The 15154-nt window shown below is 66.2% G+C and carries 13 protein-coding genes; 5 read left to right on the plus strand and 8 right to left on the minus strand.

The genetic code is table 11. From position 1 onward, the window contains the following. Window positions 1-314 precede the first annotated feature (314 nt). Both V3572_RS15705 and V3572_RS15710 read right to left on the minus strand, forming a co-directional pair. The gene (locus tag V3572_RS15705) at window positions 315-1700 is read right to left on the minus strand and encodes a sensor histidine kinase (protein WP_332111965.1); all 1386 of its coding nucleotides are present in this window, start codon (window positions 1698-1700) and stop codon (window positions 315-317) included. Continuing rightward, complete coding sequence (locus V3572_RS15710) at window positions 1687-2364, minus strand: response regulator transcription factor (RefSeq protein WP_332111966.1); 678 nt, start codon at window positions 2362-2364, stop codon at window positions 1687-1689. The genes V3572_RS15705 and V3572_RS15710 overlap by 14 nt, the downstream gene beginning before the upstream one ends. A gap of 159 nt (window positions 2365-2523) precedes the next feature. Here V3572_RS15710 and V3572_RS15715 point away from each other — a divergent pair, with 159 nt between their 5' ends. Further along, on the plus strand, window positions 2524-3801 hold the full coding sequence (locus V3572_RS15715) for an ABC transporter substrate-binding protein (protein ID WP_332111967.1): 1278 nt from the start codon (window positions 2524-2526) through the stop codon (window positions 3799-3801). Window positions 3802-4045: 244 nt separating this feature from the next. Here V3572_RS15715 and rnr read toward each other — a convergent pair whose 3' ends face one another. Next, window positions 4046-6430, minus strand: a complete 2385-nt coding sequence (gene rnr / locus V3572_RS15720) for a ribonuclease R (RefSeq protein ID WP_442877396.1) — start codon at window positions 6428-6430, stop codon at window positions 4046-4048. A gap of 185 nt (window positions 6431-6615) precedes the next feature. Here rnr and V3572_RS15725 point away from each other — a divergent pair, with 185 nt between their 5' ends. Continuing rightward, on the plus strand, window positions 6616-6966 hold the full coding sequence (locus V3572_RS15725) for a hypothetical protein (protein ID WP_332111969.1): 351 nt from the start codon (window positions 6616-6618) through the stop codon (window positions 6964-6966). Here the strand turns inward: V3572_RS15725 and V3572_RS15730 are convergent. Then, window positions 6947-7831, minus strand: a complete 885-nt coding sequence (locus V3572_RS15730; RefSeq protein WP_332111970.1) for a M48 family metallopeptidase — start codon at window positions 7829-7831, stop codon at window positions 6947-6949. The two genes, V3572_RS15725 and V3572_RS15730, sit on opposite strands and share 20 nt — an antisense overlap. A gap of 185 nt (window positions 7832-8016) precedes the next feature. Between V3572_RS15730 and V3572_RS15735 the strand changes: the two genes are divergently transcribed. The 3 genes from V3572_RS15735 to V3572_RS15745 all read left to right on the plus strand — a co-directional run bounded on the left by V3572_RS15735 (window position 8017) and on the right by V3572_RS15745 (window position 11218). Next, window positions 8017-9369, plus strand: coding sequence for an SH3 domain-containing protein (locus V3572_RS15735; RefSeq protein ID WP_332111971.1), 1353 nt, complete (start codon window positions 8017-8019; stop codon window positions 9367-9369). Window positions 9370-9516: 147 nt separating this feature from the next. Then, entirely contained in the window at window positions 9517-9978 is a 462-nt protein-coding gene (dut, locus tag V3572_RS15740; protein WP_332111972.1) for a dUTP diphosphatase, read from the plus strand. A gap of 40 nt (window positions 9979-10018) precedes the next feature. Continuing rightward, entirely contained in the window at window positions 10019-11218 is a 1200-nt protein-coding gene (locus V3572_RS15745; protein ID WP_332111973.1) for an aspartate aminotransferase family protein, read from the plus strand. A gap of 84 nt (window positions 11219-11302) precedes the next feature. Here V3572_RS15745 and V3572_RS15750 read toward each other — a convergent pair whose 3' ends face one another. The 4 genes from V3572_RS15750 to V3572_RS15765 are packed head-to-tail and all read right to left on the minus strand — an operon-like array spanning window position 11303 to window position 15059. Beyond that, entirely contained in the window at window positions 11303-11641 is a 339-nt protein-coding gene (locus V3572_RS15750; RefSeq protein WP_332111974.1) for a nucleotidyltransferase family protein, read from the minus strand. Next, window positions 11605-12015: a HEPN domain-containing protein gene (locus V3572_RS15755; protein WP_332111975.1), complete on the minus strand. Its 411-nt coding sequence runs from the start codon at window positions 12013-12015 to the stop codon at window positions 11605-11607. Before V3572_RS15755 ends, V3572_RS15750 begins: the two co-directional genes overlap by 37 nt. 57 nt (window positions 12016-12072) lie before the next feature. After that, entirely contained in the window at window positions 12073-13386 is a 1314-nt protein-coding gene (locus tag V3572_RS15760) for a histone deacetylase family protein (protein WP_332112004.1), read from the minus strand. Next, window positions 13380-15059 carry a hydantoinase/oxoprolinase family protein gene (locus V3572_RS15765; RefSeq protein WP_332111976.1) on the minus strand — a complete coding sequence of 560 codons (1680 nt, stop codon included), beginning with the start codon at window positions 15057-15059 and terminating at the stop codon, window positions 13380-13382. The genes V3572_RS15760 and V3572_RS15765 overlap by 7 nt, the downstream gene beginning before the upstream one ends. Window positions 15060-15154: the final 95 nt, after the last annotated feature.

Here is a 15154-nt window from a genome sequence, read left to right on the forward strand (position 1 = left end):
TTCTTTGCCCATAAAAATGGCATCGGCATCAATGTCAAGCGCACGAAGCGCCGCAAAAAAGTTCCCCCCCGGGAAGTCCCCACAAAAAAACTCGGCCCCCGCAGGAAACGGGGGCCGAAATCAAGGAGGGAGGAGAAAACCTTGCGGACTTGCCCCGGGTCGTGTTCCGGGGGAAACGCAAGGCAGAGGGTGCGGCTTCGGGGCTCGGCGTGGCGTGTAACCCGCACCCCTCCCCGACCGGGGGTCAACCGTTCGGGTGAGTATGTCCTACGCCGCGAAGATGAAACAGGGATTGCCGCAGAATGAACGATTTTTCATACGCTGGAAGCGGCCTGCTCGACCGGAGGAAAGGTCAGGGCCACGCGCAGTCCGGGCCGCGCGTCAGCAAGCACCAGGGTCGCCCCGTGCAGTTTGGCCACGGCGGCCACCAGGCTCAGGCCCAGGCCGCTGCCCGGGGCGCTGCGGCTCGACTCCAGACGGTGGAAGCGTTCGAGAACGGCCTGCCGGTGTTCGGACGGTACGCCCGGTCCCGTGTCTCGCACGGCCAATTCCGGGCCGTCCGGGCCGCTCGTAAGCTCCACTCCCACCTCGCCGCCGGACGGGGTGTACTTGATGGCGTTGTCCACCAGATTGGCCAGGGCCTGGGACAGCAAATGCCGGTTGCCGGACACGGCCAACCCCGGAGCCAGGCTCACGAGCAGCCGAAGGCCCTTGTCCTCGGCCAACGGCTCATACAGCTCGGCCACATCCTCGGCCAGCCGGGCCAGGTCAAGCACGGCGAATTCCTCGCGGCGGCTTCCGGCCTCGGCCTGGGAGATGGTCAGGATGGCGTGAAACGCCCCCAGCACCTCGTCGATGTCGGCGATGGTGCGTTCCAGCACCTTGCGGTTGGCGCTGTCCGCGCCGTTTTCGGGCAGGGCCAGTTCGAGCCGGGTCCGGATGCGGTTGAGGGGCCCTCGCAAATCATGGGCGATGTTGTCGCTGACGTGGCGCACGCCGTCCATGAGGCCGCTTATGCGATCCAGCATGTCGTTTAGGTTCCCGGTGAGCTGGTCGAACTCGTCTCCCGTGCCCTTGGCCGGGATGCGCCGGGTGAGGTCGCCACGCATGATCTCCCGGCTGGCCCGGTTGATGACGTCCAGGCGGCCAAGCATGCCCCGGGTCATGAGCACCGCGCCCAGGCCGCCCATGGCCACGGTGATCACCAGACCCCACACCAGGGCGTCCATGATCAGGTCTTCCACGGTGTTGCGTTCGGCCACGTCCCGGCCCACCAGCAGATGATAGTTGCCGGGTAAAAGAAAATATTTCAGCCGGGCGAAGACGCGTTCGCCGTCGGCCTCGCGCAAACCGGTATCCACCCAGCCGTCCTGGGTGGAGTCGAAGTCCGGCCATTCCTTGAGGTTTCCGGCCAGGGGGGAGAACTTCCAGTCCGTGAGCAGATACAGGCCGCCGCCGTTTTTGTCCCGGGCCACGCGGGATTCGATGGACCGCACCAGCCCGGAAAGCCCCTGCTGGCTGTATTGCTCCGTGAGCCCCCGGACCTCGGCGTTGATGGTCTCGTCGGTCTGGCGGTCCATGAATCCGGCGGTGGAATGGTAGATGAACCCCAAAAGCACCAGCACCGAGGTTCCGAACAGGGCCATGTACAAAAAGGCCAACCGGAAGGCCGTGGATCGGACGATCCTACCGGGGATCACGAATGGTGTACCCCGCGCCGCGAATGGTGTGCAGAAGCGGCTTGTCGAAGTCCCTGTCGATCTTGTGGCGCAGGCGGCTTATGTGGACGTCGATGACGTTGGTCTGTGGATCGAAGGAATAGTCCCAGACGTTTTCCAGAAGCATGGTCCGGGTGACCACATGTCCGGCGTGGCGCATGAGGTATTCCAGAAGCAGGAATTCCTTGGGTTTGAGCTCGATGGGGCGTCCCGAACGGGCCGCCGTGCGCGACACCAGATCCAGTTCCAGGTCGGCCACGCGCAGGGACGTCTCGGCCGCCTCGCCCCCGCCCCGGCGCAAAAGCGCCTCCAGCCGGGCCTGAAGCTCGGAAAAGGCGTAGGGCTTGGTCAGGTAGTCGTCGCCGCCGGCCTTCAGGCCCTTGACCCGGTCGTCCACATCGCCCAGGGCGCTCAGGATGAGCACCGGGGTCTTGTTCCCGGCCGCCCGCATGGTTTTGATGATGGTCAGGCCGTCCACCCCGGGCAACATGCGGTCCACGACCATGGCGTCGTGGGTCTCGGCCGCGATGCGGTACAGGGCCTCCTTGCCGTCGGCCACATGCTCTACGGCATAGCCGCTCTCCCTGAGTCCCTTGGCCATGTAGGCCGCCGCCTCCAGGTCGTCTTCGACGATGAGGATACGCACCTTTATTTCCCCCGTGTCGGCGAACCGGCAAGAAACTGTTTCGTTGCTCCGTGGTACCCAATGCCCCGGCAAAAAGAAAGACGCCCGCCGCGCGGTTTCCTTTTGCCGCGTTTGCGTCTATCATTGCCCAAGAAACACAAGTCCCGCAAGGAGACGGTCATGCACCCCACCCTGTCGCCCGATAAGGGCCGTTCCCGTCCGGGCCGCCTCGCGGCCGCCCTCCTGATCCTGGCTGCGGCCATGATCCTTGGCGCGCCCCAGGCCATGGCCCAGAAAGGCGGATACACCCTGGGGGCGCTCGTGCCCCTGACCGGCCCCCTGGCCGCCAAGGGACGCACAGCCAAGGCCGCCCTGGAGCTGGCCGAAGCCGATATCCGCAGCTACCTGGCAGGCGCCGGGTCCGGCGAATCCTTTTCCATCGTCATCGAAGACACGGGCTCCAGCCCCGACAAGGCCCTGGCCGCCCTCAAACGGCTGGCCGAAAAGGGCATCCGGTTGGTCATCGGCCCGGCCAGCGACGACGAGACCGCCGCCGTGGACGAATTCGCCTCCCAAAAGGGCGTCGCGCTCATAAGCTACGGCAGCGTCGCCCAATACCTGGCCCGAAAAGGCGATCTGCTGTTTCGCCTGTGCCCCTCGAACACCTATCAGGCCGAGGCCCTGACCGCGCTCGTCAAACAGGAAGGGCATACGGTCATGATCCCCCTGTGGCGCGGCGACACCGTGGGCGACGAACTGGTGGTCCACGCCAAGGCCCGCTTCAAGCAGCTCGGCGGCGAGACGGCGGCCGGGGCGCGCTACGACCCCGACCGCACGGACTATGCGGTCATCCTGGACGAACTGGCCAAAGAAACGGAAAACATCCTGGCCGCCAACCCCAAGGCCAAACCGGCCATCGTGTTCGTGGGGGGACGTGAGGTGGTGTCCATCTTCCGGGAGGCCGCCAAGCGGCCCGTCCTGGCCGGACTTCCCTGGTTCGGCAGCGACGCCACGGCCTTAAACGACGACATCGCCAAAGACCCCGAAAGCGCGGCCTTCGCCCTGCGCACCCGGTTCACCGCCCCGCGCTACGGCGAGGGCGGGGCCAACGTCTACACCCAGATCGAACGGCGCATCGCCAAAGAGACGGACCTGTTCCCCGACCCCCAGAGCGCGGCGGCCTACGACGCGGCCTGGCTGGCCTTCCTGGCCGCCCAGACCGCCGAATCCATGGACCCGGCCACGCTGAAGCGGTTCATCCCGCTTCTGGCCGAACGCACCTACGGGGTCACGGGCTGGCTGGCCCTCAATGAATATGGGGATCGCCGGGAAGATTGGGACTTCGATTTCTGGGCCCTGGGCAAGGACGGGGATACCTATTTCTGGGAAAAGATCGCCCGCTACCAGCTCGAACCCGGACTTCCCAAAGAACTGTACCTCGGCTCGCCCAAAAAGTAGCGGGGAATGGGGGGGAGGAGGTCGTAAGAAAGCCTCCGGCGGCCAAAGGGGACACGTCCCCTTTGGAAACCCCGAACGAAAAAACCCTTTGCCGCCGCATCACGACGCTACGCTCCAACCCGGCCTGCTCTCCCGTCCCATAGCGTCCTGTTCTCGAAATCCGCATGTGCGGATTTCGAGAACAACACCCTGAACATATTCTCTTTTCTTAAAAAAACTGGCGTATTTTTTTAGGGACGCGACACTACCGCTTCCGTCTCCGGCCCCTGCGCCGCGACGAACTCGAACGCTTCGGCGCATCGCCAGCCGGTGCGGCCGCCTGTGCGGTCCCTGGCGCAACGGCAGGCGCTCCTGGCGCGGCGGACGGTTTCTTCGACCGCTTCGACTTCGTTGATTTGGCCTCTTCTCCCGTGCCGCCTGACCGGCCAGACCGGCCCGACCGGCCAGAACGCCCCGACTTGGACGATCCGGCGGGCCGGGGCTTGCCCTTCCGGCCCCCGGGCTCCCCCATCTCGCCGCCCTCGACCAGCCGCAGATTGACCTCCAGGCGGTCGATGCCCACATCCATCAGCTCCACGGTGATGGTCTGCCCCAGCCGGAAGGCCCGCCCCGTGCGTTCGCCCAAAAGCTCCTGGCGCTCGGGGAAAAACCCGTAATAGTCGTCGGTGATGGTCGACAAGCGGACCATGCCCTCGGCCATGACCTCCTTAAGCTCCACCCAGAACCCGAAGTCGGCCAGCGACCCGATGACCCCGGTGAACTCCTGCCCCACCTTGTCTTCCAGAAAGAGCACCGTGATGCGTTTTAAAATCTCGCGCTCGGCCTCCATGGCCACCCGCTCCCGGCGGCTTAAGTGCTCGGCCGCCTTCTGGAGCTTAATCGGGCTGATCCAGCCCGGGCCCTCCCCGGCCAGGGCCTTTTTGATGGCCCGATGGACGACAAGGTCGGCATAGCGCCGAATCGGCGAGGTGAAATGGCAGTAGCAGACCGAGGCCAGCCCGAAATGCCCTTCATGGCGCGGGGAATAGGAGGCCTGCATCATGGTGCGCAGGGCCAGTCGGCTGACCAGGAAATCCAGGTCCGTCTCCGCCGCCGCGCGCAGCATGAGGTTCAGGTCGCCCGGGCCGGGCTCGGCCGGAAGCGACGTGGCCAGGCTGGTGGTTCCCAAAAGCTTGAACAGGGCCTCAAGCTTGGCCGGGTCAGGATCAGGATGGATGCGGTACAAAAGGGGCGTTTCTTTTTCCGTGAGGAACCGGGCCACGGCCTCGTTGGCCGCAATCATGAACTCCTCCACGATCTGGTGCCCGAAATGGCGCACCCTGGGCCGAATGTCCACGGGTTCGCCGTCGAGGTTGAAATGGATTTCCGGCTCGGGCAGATCGAAGTCCAGGGTGCCGCGCTCCTGGCGCAGGCCGCGCAACAGCCGGGCCAGCTTTTCGGCCTTTTCCAGCATGGGCAGCACCGGGGCCATGGTTTCCCGTTCGGCCTCGTCGCCAAGCAGAAGCCCGCGGTTCACCTGGGCATAGGTCAGGCGGGCCGCGCTTTGGATCACCGCCGTATAGAAGGTGGACTCGCGGATGATCCCCTTGTCGGAGAATTTCATGTCCGCCACCATGGCCAGCCGGGGCACGTGGGGATTTAGGCTGCACAGCCCGTTGGAGAGCCGCTCGGGGAACATGGGCTCCACGGACTGGGGGAAGTAATAGGAGTTGCCGCGCTCCAGGGCCTCCTTGTCCAGGGCCGAGCCTTCGGGCACGTAGTGGGATACGTCGGCGATGGCCACCCGCAGGCGGTAGCCCCGGGAAATCTTCTCCACATGCACGGCGTCGTCGAAGTCCCGGGCCTTGGCCCCGTCGATGGTCACGAAGGACACCTGGCGCAGATCCTGGCGGCCCGCGAAATCGGCCTCGCCCGGTTCTTCGGGAAGGGCTGCGGCCTCGGCCAAGGTGCGCCGGGGGAAGGTCGAGGGCACCTCATGGTTGATCTTGACCAGCTTCTCCTGCACGGCGGCGTCGCGCTGGGGGCCCAAAAGGGCCGTGGCCGAGCCGGAATAGATGCGATATTCCAGCTTCTCCCCGGCCGTGACCGTGATGATGTCCTCCAGGGAGGGCTCCCTGCCCCCGCCCTCGGGACGGTAATCGGCCATGAAGCTCATGGGCTGGCGGGGGTCCGTGGGACGGCACAGAAAGAGATCCTTGCCCATGCGCTTGATCACCCGGCACGGAAAGGCGGCGTGGCCCCGCTCCAGGATGCGGGCCACCCGGCCCTCGTGGTTCTTGCCGGTGCGTTCCCGGGTCACGGCGGCGGCCACCCGGTCGCCGTGCCAGGCGTCGCCCATGTCCCGCTGGGAGATGAACAGATCCTTGCGGCGCTTGTCGTCAGGGATGACGTAGCCCACCCCGGAGCGTTGGATCTCCAGACGCCCGACCATCAGATTCATGCTTTCGGTCAGGCCGTAGGCCCGGTCAATGCGAATCAGCCGCCCCTCCTCCACCAGGTCGTCCAGGATATCGCGCACCTGCTGGCGGCGCACCCGGCCCGCCTGAAGGCCGTCCACCACCTCGTTGTCCGACAGGGGCCTTTTGCGCTCCCGAAAGAGCCTGATAACCGCCGCTGGGCTGACGTCCATGGCCTGTTCGCGGCCCTGGCCCGCTTCCTCGTCCCGACTTTCCCCGTCGAAACGGGTTTTCTTTCTCGCGGCCACCTGGCCTCCTTGCCGGTTGCTCCCGGCGGATTCTCATGGCGGGCAATCACGCCCCGCCCGTCGTTTACGGCAATGGCCCCGTATGCTATGCGCGTTTTCCGGAGAAACGCATGCACGATACCGGATGTATTCTCGTCGGTGAATTCCAGTTTGGACCGGAGATCAGCTTCGAACGGTTCGGGGAGCTGGAAGACATCCTTAAAAACGCGATCATGGAACTGCTTGGCGGCCTTGGCGCGACCCATCTGGAGCTCGGGTCGTCCGGGGACCATCTGCAATTCCAAAGCCAGGCCCCGCCGCTTGCCCCCGAAGAACTGGCAAAGGCATGCCGCTTCTTCATCCCGCTTCTGGACGCAGGCGTCAAGGGCCGCGTGGTCTGCGTCCCGAGCGGCTTTGGGGACGTGACCACGGCCTTTTTCTCATGGCGCGGCGTCGATGTGGTTACGACGAAGGCCCCGTGATCCCCCGCGAGAACCACAAGGGCACGTAGTGCGCCCCGTGCCGCAGGGCCGCATCCAGTTCCCGGCAGCCGGGCTCGATGGCCCGCACGGCGTTCCAAAAGCGCGGGGAATGGTCCTGATGCCGGGTGTGGCACAGTTCGTGGATAAACACGTAGCGGGCCAGGACGGCGGGCAGAAAGGCCAGATTGACGTTGAGGCTCACCCGCCCCCCGGCCGTGCAGCTTCCCCAGCGGGTGCGCTGCTGGCGGACCCGGGCCGAGACGAAGGGCAGCCCCGTCTCCAGGCTCGCTTGGCGTAACGCCGAAACCAGAAGCGGCGCGGCCTTGGCCCTGACAAAGGCGCACAGGGCCTGCCGGGCGGACTCCAGGGATTCGCCGCCCGTCTCTCGCCCGGCCAGGGGTCCGGCCAGGGGCGCGGCCAGGGACACGGCCAGACGCCCGGCCCCCATCTCCCGCACCCGGCAGCCCCGGCCCGGCGCCTCGCGGGTCAGATAGTCCACCCGGTATTCCAGCCCCAGGGCCGTCAGGGGGATGCGCCGGGGCAAAAGCACGGGCAAAAGCCCAGGCAGTTCCCCCGAGGCCGCAAGCCTGGCCGCCGCGTCCTCGATCCAGGTCCGCCGCGACTCCACGGCCAGGGGTAAAAGTTCGAGGCGAAAGCCCGCCGGGACCACGATCTCCAGACCCCGGCCCGGCAGCATGCGCAGGATCACGCCCCCGGCCCGGCGGCTGGAGCGAACGCAGACCGGCACGGGCACATCGAGCATGGCCGCCGCCAGACGCGAGGCCGCCGCCGTCTGCTGCGCCGTGGCCGTGGCCACGACGTTTTTTTTGGCCCCCAGGCCGCGCCCTGGGGCGGATGTGGCCATGCTGCCTCCCTGTCCCGGCCCGTGGTCCGGCCGCCATGCTCCGGCGCGCGTTTTACGCCACGCCCCGGGCCATCCCCGATGCGTTTCCGGATAGACAACCGGGGCGTCTTGCGTCAAGAAAAAGCCCAGGTCCAGCCCACCCCGGGTGACGCCGAATCCGCCACCGTCCCAAGGAGCCCGTGTTCATGAACCGTCGGCTGTCCGCCCTTGTCCTGGTCCTATTCGCCGTCCTGGCCGGGTGCGCCCCGAAGACCGCCCCGATCCCCCAGCCCACCTCCATACGCGGCCCGGGCGAGGTGGAGGATCTGCGGATCATCCCCCAGAAAACCATGTGGTTCGCGGAGCGGCAGTCCCCGGACAGGCCCCTTTTGAGCAAGGAACAGGCCGCCATGCGCCTGGACGAGTTCACGGCCTCCCAGTTTATGCCCTGGACCCAGGAAAAGCCGGGCTACAGCCTCAAATCCGTTTTAGAACCTTTTGCGCAATACAAAAAGTCCCCGGGCTTCGACGAAAAAAATCGCCCCCGCGACCCGGCCTGGGCCGCAAACGTGGAGCGTGAGGCCGATCTACGCGGCTTCCCCCGCCTGGCCCGCCGGGCCGTGGCCGTCACCAACACCAACATCCGGGCCATGCCCACGGCCGGGGCGCGGTTCAACGATCCCAGCCAGCCCGGCGAGGGCTATCCCTTCGACTATCTGCAACATTCGACCGTCCACCTGGGCACGCCCCTGTACGTGGCCCACGCCACCCGCGACGGCGCCTGGCTCCTGGTGGAGACGCCCTACACCTTCGGCTGGATACCGGCCTCGGACGCGGCCTATGTGGATGAGGCCTTCATGCGCGAGTTTATGGCCGCGCCCCTGGCCGCCGTCATCCGGGACAACGTGCCCCTGCCCGGCGGCCAGACGGCGGACATCGGCTGCGTGCTGCCCCTGGCCGGGAAATCCGGACAGAGCGTTAGCGTGCTGGTTCCCGGGTCCGGCCCGGGAGGGATGGCCGTCCTGCGCCGGACAGCCCTTGCGGAAAAGGACGCGGCCCCCATGCCCCTGACGGCCACGCCGCGCCAGATCGCCCGGGTGGCCGACCAGATGATGGGCCAGACCTACGGCTGGGGCGGCATCGACGACAAACGCGACTGCTCGTCCATGGTCCGCGACCTGTTCGCCCCCTTCGGCATCTACCTGCCGCGCAACTCCAGCGCCCAGGCCAAGGCAGGCCCCACCATGTCCCTTGAGGGGCTCACCCCGGCCCAGAAGGAGGACGCCATCCGGTCCCGGGCCGTGCCCTTCGCCACCCTGGTGTGGATGCGCGGGCACATCATGCTCTACGTCGGGGAATTCCAGGGGAAACCGGCGGTTTACCACAACATCTGGGGACTGCGCACCCTTATGCCCGACGGCCGGGAGGGACGGCTGGTGCTGGGCCGGGCGGTGATCACCACGCTTAGGGCCGGGGAGGAGGTTCCCGAGGTCAAGCCCGAGCGGCTGCTCATCAACCGGGTGCTGGCCCTGACCTTCCTGGCCCGGCCGGGGTATTGACGACAAAGCCCCGGGTTAAAAAACCAGGGCCTTGCGCCGCTGGATTTCCCCTGAGACGGCCCCGTCGCCCCTCTTCCCCTTTGGAACGAAAGGGGATAGCGTGCCATCCTTTCCGTTTTCACCAGCAAACCGCACGGAGTCGCCCCCATGCCCTGCCAGCTCGTCAAGCCCCTGCCCGTGCGTGTCAAATATCTCCGGGACACGGCCTCGCCCCCGCACCGGGGCACGGACCAAAGCGCCGGGCTGGACCTGGCGGCGGCCCTTTCCGCCGAGGTGGCCATCGCGCCCGGGCAGCGCGCCGCCATCCCCACCGGACTTTCCATCGAGATCGGCCGACCGGGCATTGCGGGCTTCGTCTTCTCCCGCAGCGGCCTGGGGGCCAAGGACGGCCTGACCGTGGCCCAGGGCGTGGGGGTCATCGACCCCGACTACCGGGGGGAGATCATGGTCTGGCTGCTCAACACCGCAAGTGAGCCGCGCACGGTGCGCCCTGGCCAGCGCATCGCGCAGCTTGTGTTTTTGCCCGTCTTCACCGCCGAACTGCTGACCGCCGACGAACTGTCGGACACCGGACGCGGGGCGGGCGGATTCGGGCATACGGGCGAATAAGGGTTCGCCCGATCATCCACCAACATTGGAGGACATGGCCATGGCTGACGCGTTTTCGGCGCTACGGGCCAGGGATGAGGCAAGCGTGATGCGGACCTACGGCCGCTATCCGCTGGCCGTCTCCCGGGCCCAGGGCTCCCGGCTGTTCGACCTGGACGGACGGGAATACGTGGACCTTCTTGCCGGGATTGCGGTGTGCAACCTGGGTCACTGCCATCCCGAGGTGACCGAGGCCATACGCCGACAGGCCGGGGAGCTGGTGCATGTGAGCAACCTGTTTTTTCAGCGCGAACAGGTTGAGCTTGCCGAACGTCTGCTGGCCACCTGTCACTGCGGCAAGGCCTTTTTCTGCAACTCCGGGGCCGAGGCCAACGAAGGGGCCATCAAGCTGGCCCGGCGGTTCATGCGCGAGGTGCGCGGCCGGGAGGCTTTCGAGATCATCACGCTGACCGGCTCGTTCCACGGCCGGACCCTGGCCACGCTGACGGCCACCGGCCAGGACAAGATCAAGCAGGGGTTCGCGCCCCTGCCGGAAGGGTTCGTCACCGTGCCCTGGGGCGACCTTGCGGCCGTACAAAACGCCATCCGGCCCGAAACGGCCGGGGTCTTGATCGAGGTCATCCAGGGCGAGGGCGGGGTCAACCCGCTGCCCAAGGAATACGTGAGCGGGCTGGCGACGCTGTGCCGGGAGCGGGGCATCCTCTTCATGATCGACGAGATCCAGTCCGGCATGTGCCGCACGGGCAAGTTCTGGGCCTTCCAGCACTACGGCGTCACCCCGGACATGTTCACCTGCGCCAAGGCCCTGGCCAACGGACTGCCCATGGGGGCGCTTTTGGCTACGGACGAGGTGGCGGCCGGGTTTGCGCCCGGCAGCCACGCCACCACGTTCGGCGGCACGCCCCTGGTGTCGGCGGCCGCGTCCACGGTGGTGGAGGTCATGGTCCGGGAGCGGATCGACGACCGGGCCAAGCGCGTGGGCGACTACGCCATGGGGCTTTTCGAGGACTTGCGCCAGACGTATCCGGACAAGATCGTCGGCGTGCGCGGCATGGGGCTTATGATCGGCATCGAACTGGCCTTTCCGGGCCAGGCGGTGTGGCGGGAGCTTCTGGACCGGGGGTTCGTCCTGAACCTGACCCAGGACAAGGTGCTCCGGCTTCTGCCGCCTTTGACCATCCCGCGCGAGGATCTGTCCCGCTTCGCCTCGGCGCTCGGGGCCGTGCTCGGGGCGCTCTAAGGCCGCCGCAGCCGCTACGAAATAAAAAACATCGCCCCCGCCCGGGATTTCCGAGCGGGGGCGTTTATTCTTGGAAAAGGGCGGCTAACCGGGGTGTCCGGCCTTGTAGACCTCGACCCCTTCCATGAGCACCCGAGCCACGAAATCCGCCGCGCCGTGATGGTCGTACGCATCACGGGAAAACGGGATGGGCTCCAGGGCCGGGTTGACGCGCCGCCGCAGGCGGAACAGGTCGGTCATCTCCATGACCGGGTCGGCCCCGAACTCCTCGGAAAAGACCGCCACATCGATGTCGCTGTCCTCGCGGGCCTCGCCCCGGGCCGCTGATCCGAAAACCACCACGCTGTGGATTTTGTATTTCGCCACAAGAAGCGCGACAAAGGCCATCACGTCTTTGAGGTATCGATCCTTTTCGCCAGCCATAACTGGTATTTCCTCGTTTCGCGGAGGATTATCTTGGCGTAATCCTGCTTGATCAATGACTTGATGTCATCTTTGTATGCTGGATACCTCGCTTGAATGTTCAGAGGCGATAGACGATCAATGAAATCAAGAAAATCCTCTGGCGCATCACGCCCTATTCCGCATTTCTCCATCAACATGTTCAAATTGTGCGAATAAGGCGGAACATCATGGTTTTTTTCGACAAAAACAGCTTTCAATGTTTTTTCGATGCATTGATGGCACATGAAACCGACATACAGGTAAAAACCCTTGTCAAGCATACCCTGGGCGACCTCAAGATCGTACTCCGCTACCTGTAACCAGTACAGGACGTCTGTGTCCTCCGGCCCCATGCTTTTCCCTTTCCCGCTCGGTTCGTTCTCCTGACCATTGCCGTGCGGCGGCTACCCTCAGACCCGCAGATACCGCTTCCCCACCCGGTCGATCAGCCGCGACACCGCATACCGCCCGCTTTTCGCCCCTTCGTCGAATATCCGCGCCCCCTCGGACCGGCAGCGCGGGCAGGCCCGGATCGGTATCTGCACCCCAAGGCACAGCGGCGTGCGCGACGACTCGGACTCGATCTTGAGCACCCCCGGGCAGTCCGGGCACACCAAGACGCTCTCGGTCTGGTATTCCGTGATGTGGTCCGTGTCGTAATAAAGCGTCTTTCGCCGCACGAACCACTCCCCCACCATCTCGCCGCTGCGCTGCCTGGGCGGCGGATTTTTCGCCAGCTTGCGGATGTCCACGCACTGCCGCTTGATGTAGTCCGTGACGGCCGAGCCCTGGCGCACCCGGGACGGCTCGAACCCCGGCTCGCGCACATGGGAATAGTCCAGCCCGGCCATGGACAACACGATCCCCAGGTTCACGTAGGGCAGCGCCCCCTGGATGGAATAGCCGCCCTCGAGCACGGCCAGGTCCGCGTTCACGATCTCCGTGAGCCTGGCGTAGCCCTGGGCGGAAAAGGCCATGTCCGTGATGGGGTCGGAGAAATGGTTGTCCTGCCCGGCGGAATTGACCACCAGGTCTGGCTTGAAATCGTCCAGAAGGGGCCGGATGAGGTGCTCGGCCACGTACAAAAACCCCTCGTCCGAGGTGCCCGGCGGCAGGGGCACGTTCACCGTGGCCCCCAGCGCCCCCGGGCCGCCCAGCTCGTGGGCGAAGCCCGTGCCCGGATAGAGCGTGCGGCCGTCCTGGTGCAGGGAAATAAAAAGCGTGTCCGGATCGTTCCAGTAGATGTCCTGGGTGCCGTCGCCGTGGTGGCAGTCCGTGTCCACGACGGCCACCCGAAGCGGCCCGTATTCCTCGCGCAGCCGCTCGATCATCACCGCTTCGATGTTGATGTTACAAAAGCCCCGGGCCCCATGCACGCATTTCATGGCATGATGCCCGGGCGGGCGGACCATGGCGAAGGCCTTGGCGGCCTTTTTCTCCATGAAAAGCCGTCCGGCCCGGATGGCCCCCCCGGCGGACACCAGATGCGAGGGGCTGACCACCCCGGAAGTCTCCGGAAAGCAGAAATGCACCCGGTCCACGTCGACTTCCCCGGCCACCTCGGGTTTGTATTCGCGGATGCCCGGGATGTCGAAAACCCCCTCCTCCTTAAGCTGGTCCAGGGTATAGAGCAGCCGCTCCTGGCGTTCGGGATGGGTGGGAGAGATGGCCCAGTCAAAGGCCGGGAAGAACACGATGCCCAGTTCGCGGGCCGCTTTCAGCACGGACACGTGACCGCCTCCCGATACTGCGGCAAAACGCCCGGCCTGACCTGGCACACCACCCGGATGTTGCGCCCCAGAAAGGTCGAATCGTCCACCATGTTAAACGAGGACCGCTCCACCGTCTCCACCGGGGCCTCGTCATCCTCCGCCCCGAGATAGCGGACATGCTCCCGTAAAAGCGCCGTGGCGTCGGCCTCGGCTGCGGCCAGATCGTAGTCCCGGCCCACCTCCCGGGACAGCCCCAGGCTCGGAACCACCATGCGCCCCCGGGCCGTGTCCGCGAAAAGCTCCACGGAAAAGGTGGGCCGGGCCAGGGCCGCGCCCACGGCGTTGGCCACGGCGAAGTTCTCCGGCACCACCACCTCCTGGGAGAAGGCGTCCTGCAACAGGGCGGACAGGGCCAGGGCCGGGCCGCCCATGACGTAGACCTTGGCGGGGGCCACTTTGCGGCCTTCGAGCATCTCGTAGATGGTGTAGACCGGACGGTCGTTGATCTCGCGCACGAACCCGGCCACCTCCTCGCGGATCTTGTTCACGGCCGCCGCGATGGCGTAGTCGGCCAGGGTTTCGGGGTCCAGGCCCGAGCCCTCGGCCAGGGCGGCCATGCCCGTAAACGAGGCGGCCACGTTGCCGTAGGCGATGACATTTTGGACGTTTAGAGCATCCACCAATGTGGGATGCGCCCCGCCGAAGGCCATGGGCGGCCCGAGCCGCCGGGGGCCCACCATGACCCCCTGGGGCGTGACGTGGATGGCCGAATCGCCGCCCACTCCGATGGACCGGACCCGAAGCGCCCGCACCAGGGTGGGCCGCCCGGAGATGGCGATGCCCTCGCGCTCCACCAGGGGGGCCGAGCCTGCGAACACGGCCATGTCCGTGGTGGTGCCGCCGATGTCCAGGATCACGGCGTCCTCGCGGATGTCGCAGATGGCGATGATGCCCATGACCGAGGCCGCCGGTCCCGACAGGATGGACTGGATGGGCAGTTGCCGGGACATGGACAGGGGCATGGTTCCGCCGTCGGCCTTGAGCACGTTGATGCGCGGCCGAAGCCCCATGGACAGGACGCTTTTCTGCACGGCGTCGGCGAAGCGGTTGTAGAGCCGCCACACGGCGCTGTTGAAATAGGCGGTGTTGATGCGCCGCCCAAATCCCAGGCGGCCCGAGAAGTCGTGTCCCATGGCCACGTAGTCGGCCAGGGGATGCACCAGCTCCTTGATGCGGTTTTCGTGGGCCGGATTTCGGGTGGAAAACTTGGATACGGCTGCGAACACCGACACCCCGGCCTCCCGGCAGGCCTCCATCCCCCGGGCCACGGCGGCCTCGTCCAGGGGCCCCGTCTCCTCGCCCCGATGGTCGATGCAGCCTTCGGCCGTGAAATAGTGGTCCCCCACCCGGTACAGGGCCGGATCGATGCCCGGGCCGCCGGAGACGAACATGCCCACGGGCTCGGTGTCGCCCTCCACAATGGCGTTGGTGGACAGGGTGGTGCTCAGGTTCAGCCTGGAGACGCCCTCGGGCCCGGCCACGGAGACGATGCTTTCCAGGGCGTCTTTGATGGAGACAAGCAGGTTGTCGTGATCGGTCTTGATCTTGGCCATGGCCACTATGCCCTGGCGGCCGATCAACACCGCGTCCGTGTGCGTTCCGCCGACGTCGATACCAAGCAGCATGCGCTCCCCCCGGCTGGTGTCCGTTCCGGCCCGGGGACAGGGAATCAGGGGAGGGGCGAACGTGTCCCCTGCCCGGCCATCCCATGCGACGCGGC

It is taken from the genome of Desulfolutivibrio sp. (assembly GCF_036584575.1).
Taxonomy (GTDB): Bacteria; Desulfobacterota; Desulfovibrionia; order Desulfovibrionales; family Desulfovibrionaceae; genus Desulfolutivibrio.

Coding starts and splice junctions, on each gene's coding strand:
- V3572_RS15715 (WP_332111967.1), top strand. CDS start 2,524: ATGCACCCCACCCTGTCGCCCGATAAGGGCCGTTCCCGTCCGGGCCGC.
- rnr (WP_442877396.1), bottom strand. CDS start 6,430: ATGGACGTCAGCCCAGCGGCGGTTATCAGGCTCTTTCGGGAGCGCAAA.
- V3572_RS15725 (WP_332111969.1), top strand. CDS start 6,616: ATGCACGATACCGGATGTATTCTCGTCGGTGAATTCCAGTTTGGACCG.
- V3572_RS15730 (WP_332111970.1), bottom strand. CDS start 7,831: ATGGCCACATCCGCCCCAGGGCGCGGCCTGGGGGCCAAAAAAAACGTC.
- V3572_RS15735 (WP_332111971.1), top strand. CDS start 8,017: ATGAACCGTCGGCTGTCCGCCCTTGTCCTGGTCCTATTCGCCGTCCTG.
- dut (WP_332111972.1), top strand. CDS start 9,517: ATGCCCTGCCAGCTCGTCAAGCCCCTGCCCGTGCGTGTCAAATATCTC.
- V3572_RS15745 (WP_332111973.1), top strand. CDS start 10,019: ATGGCTGACGCGTTTTCGGCGCTACGGGCCAGGGATGAGGCAAGCGTG.
- V3572_RS15750 (WP_332111974.1), bottom strand. CDS start 11,641: ATGGCTGGCGAAAAGGATCGATACCTCAAAGACGTGATGGCCTTTGTC.
- V3572_RS15755 (WP_332111975.1), bottom strand. CDS start 12,015: ATGGGGCCGGAGGACACAGACGTCCTGTACTGGTTACAGGTAGCGGAG.
- V3572_RS15765 (WP_332111976.1), bottom strand. CDS start 15,059: ATGCTGCTTGGTATCGACGTCGGCGGAACGCACACGGACGCGGTGTTG.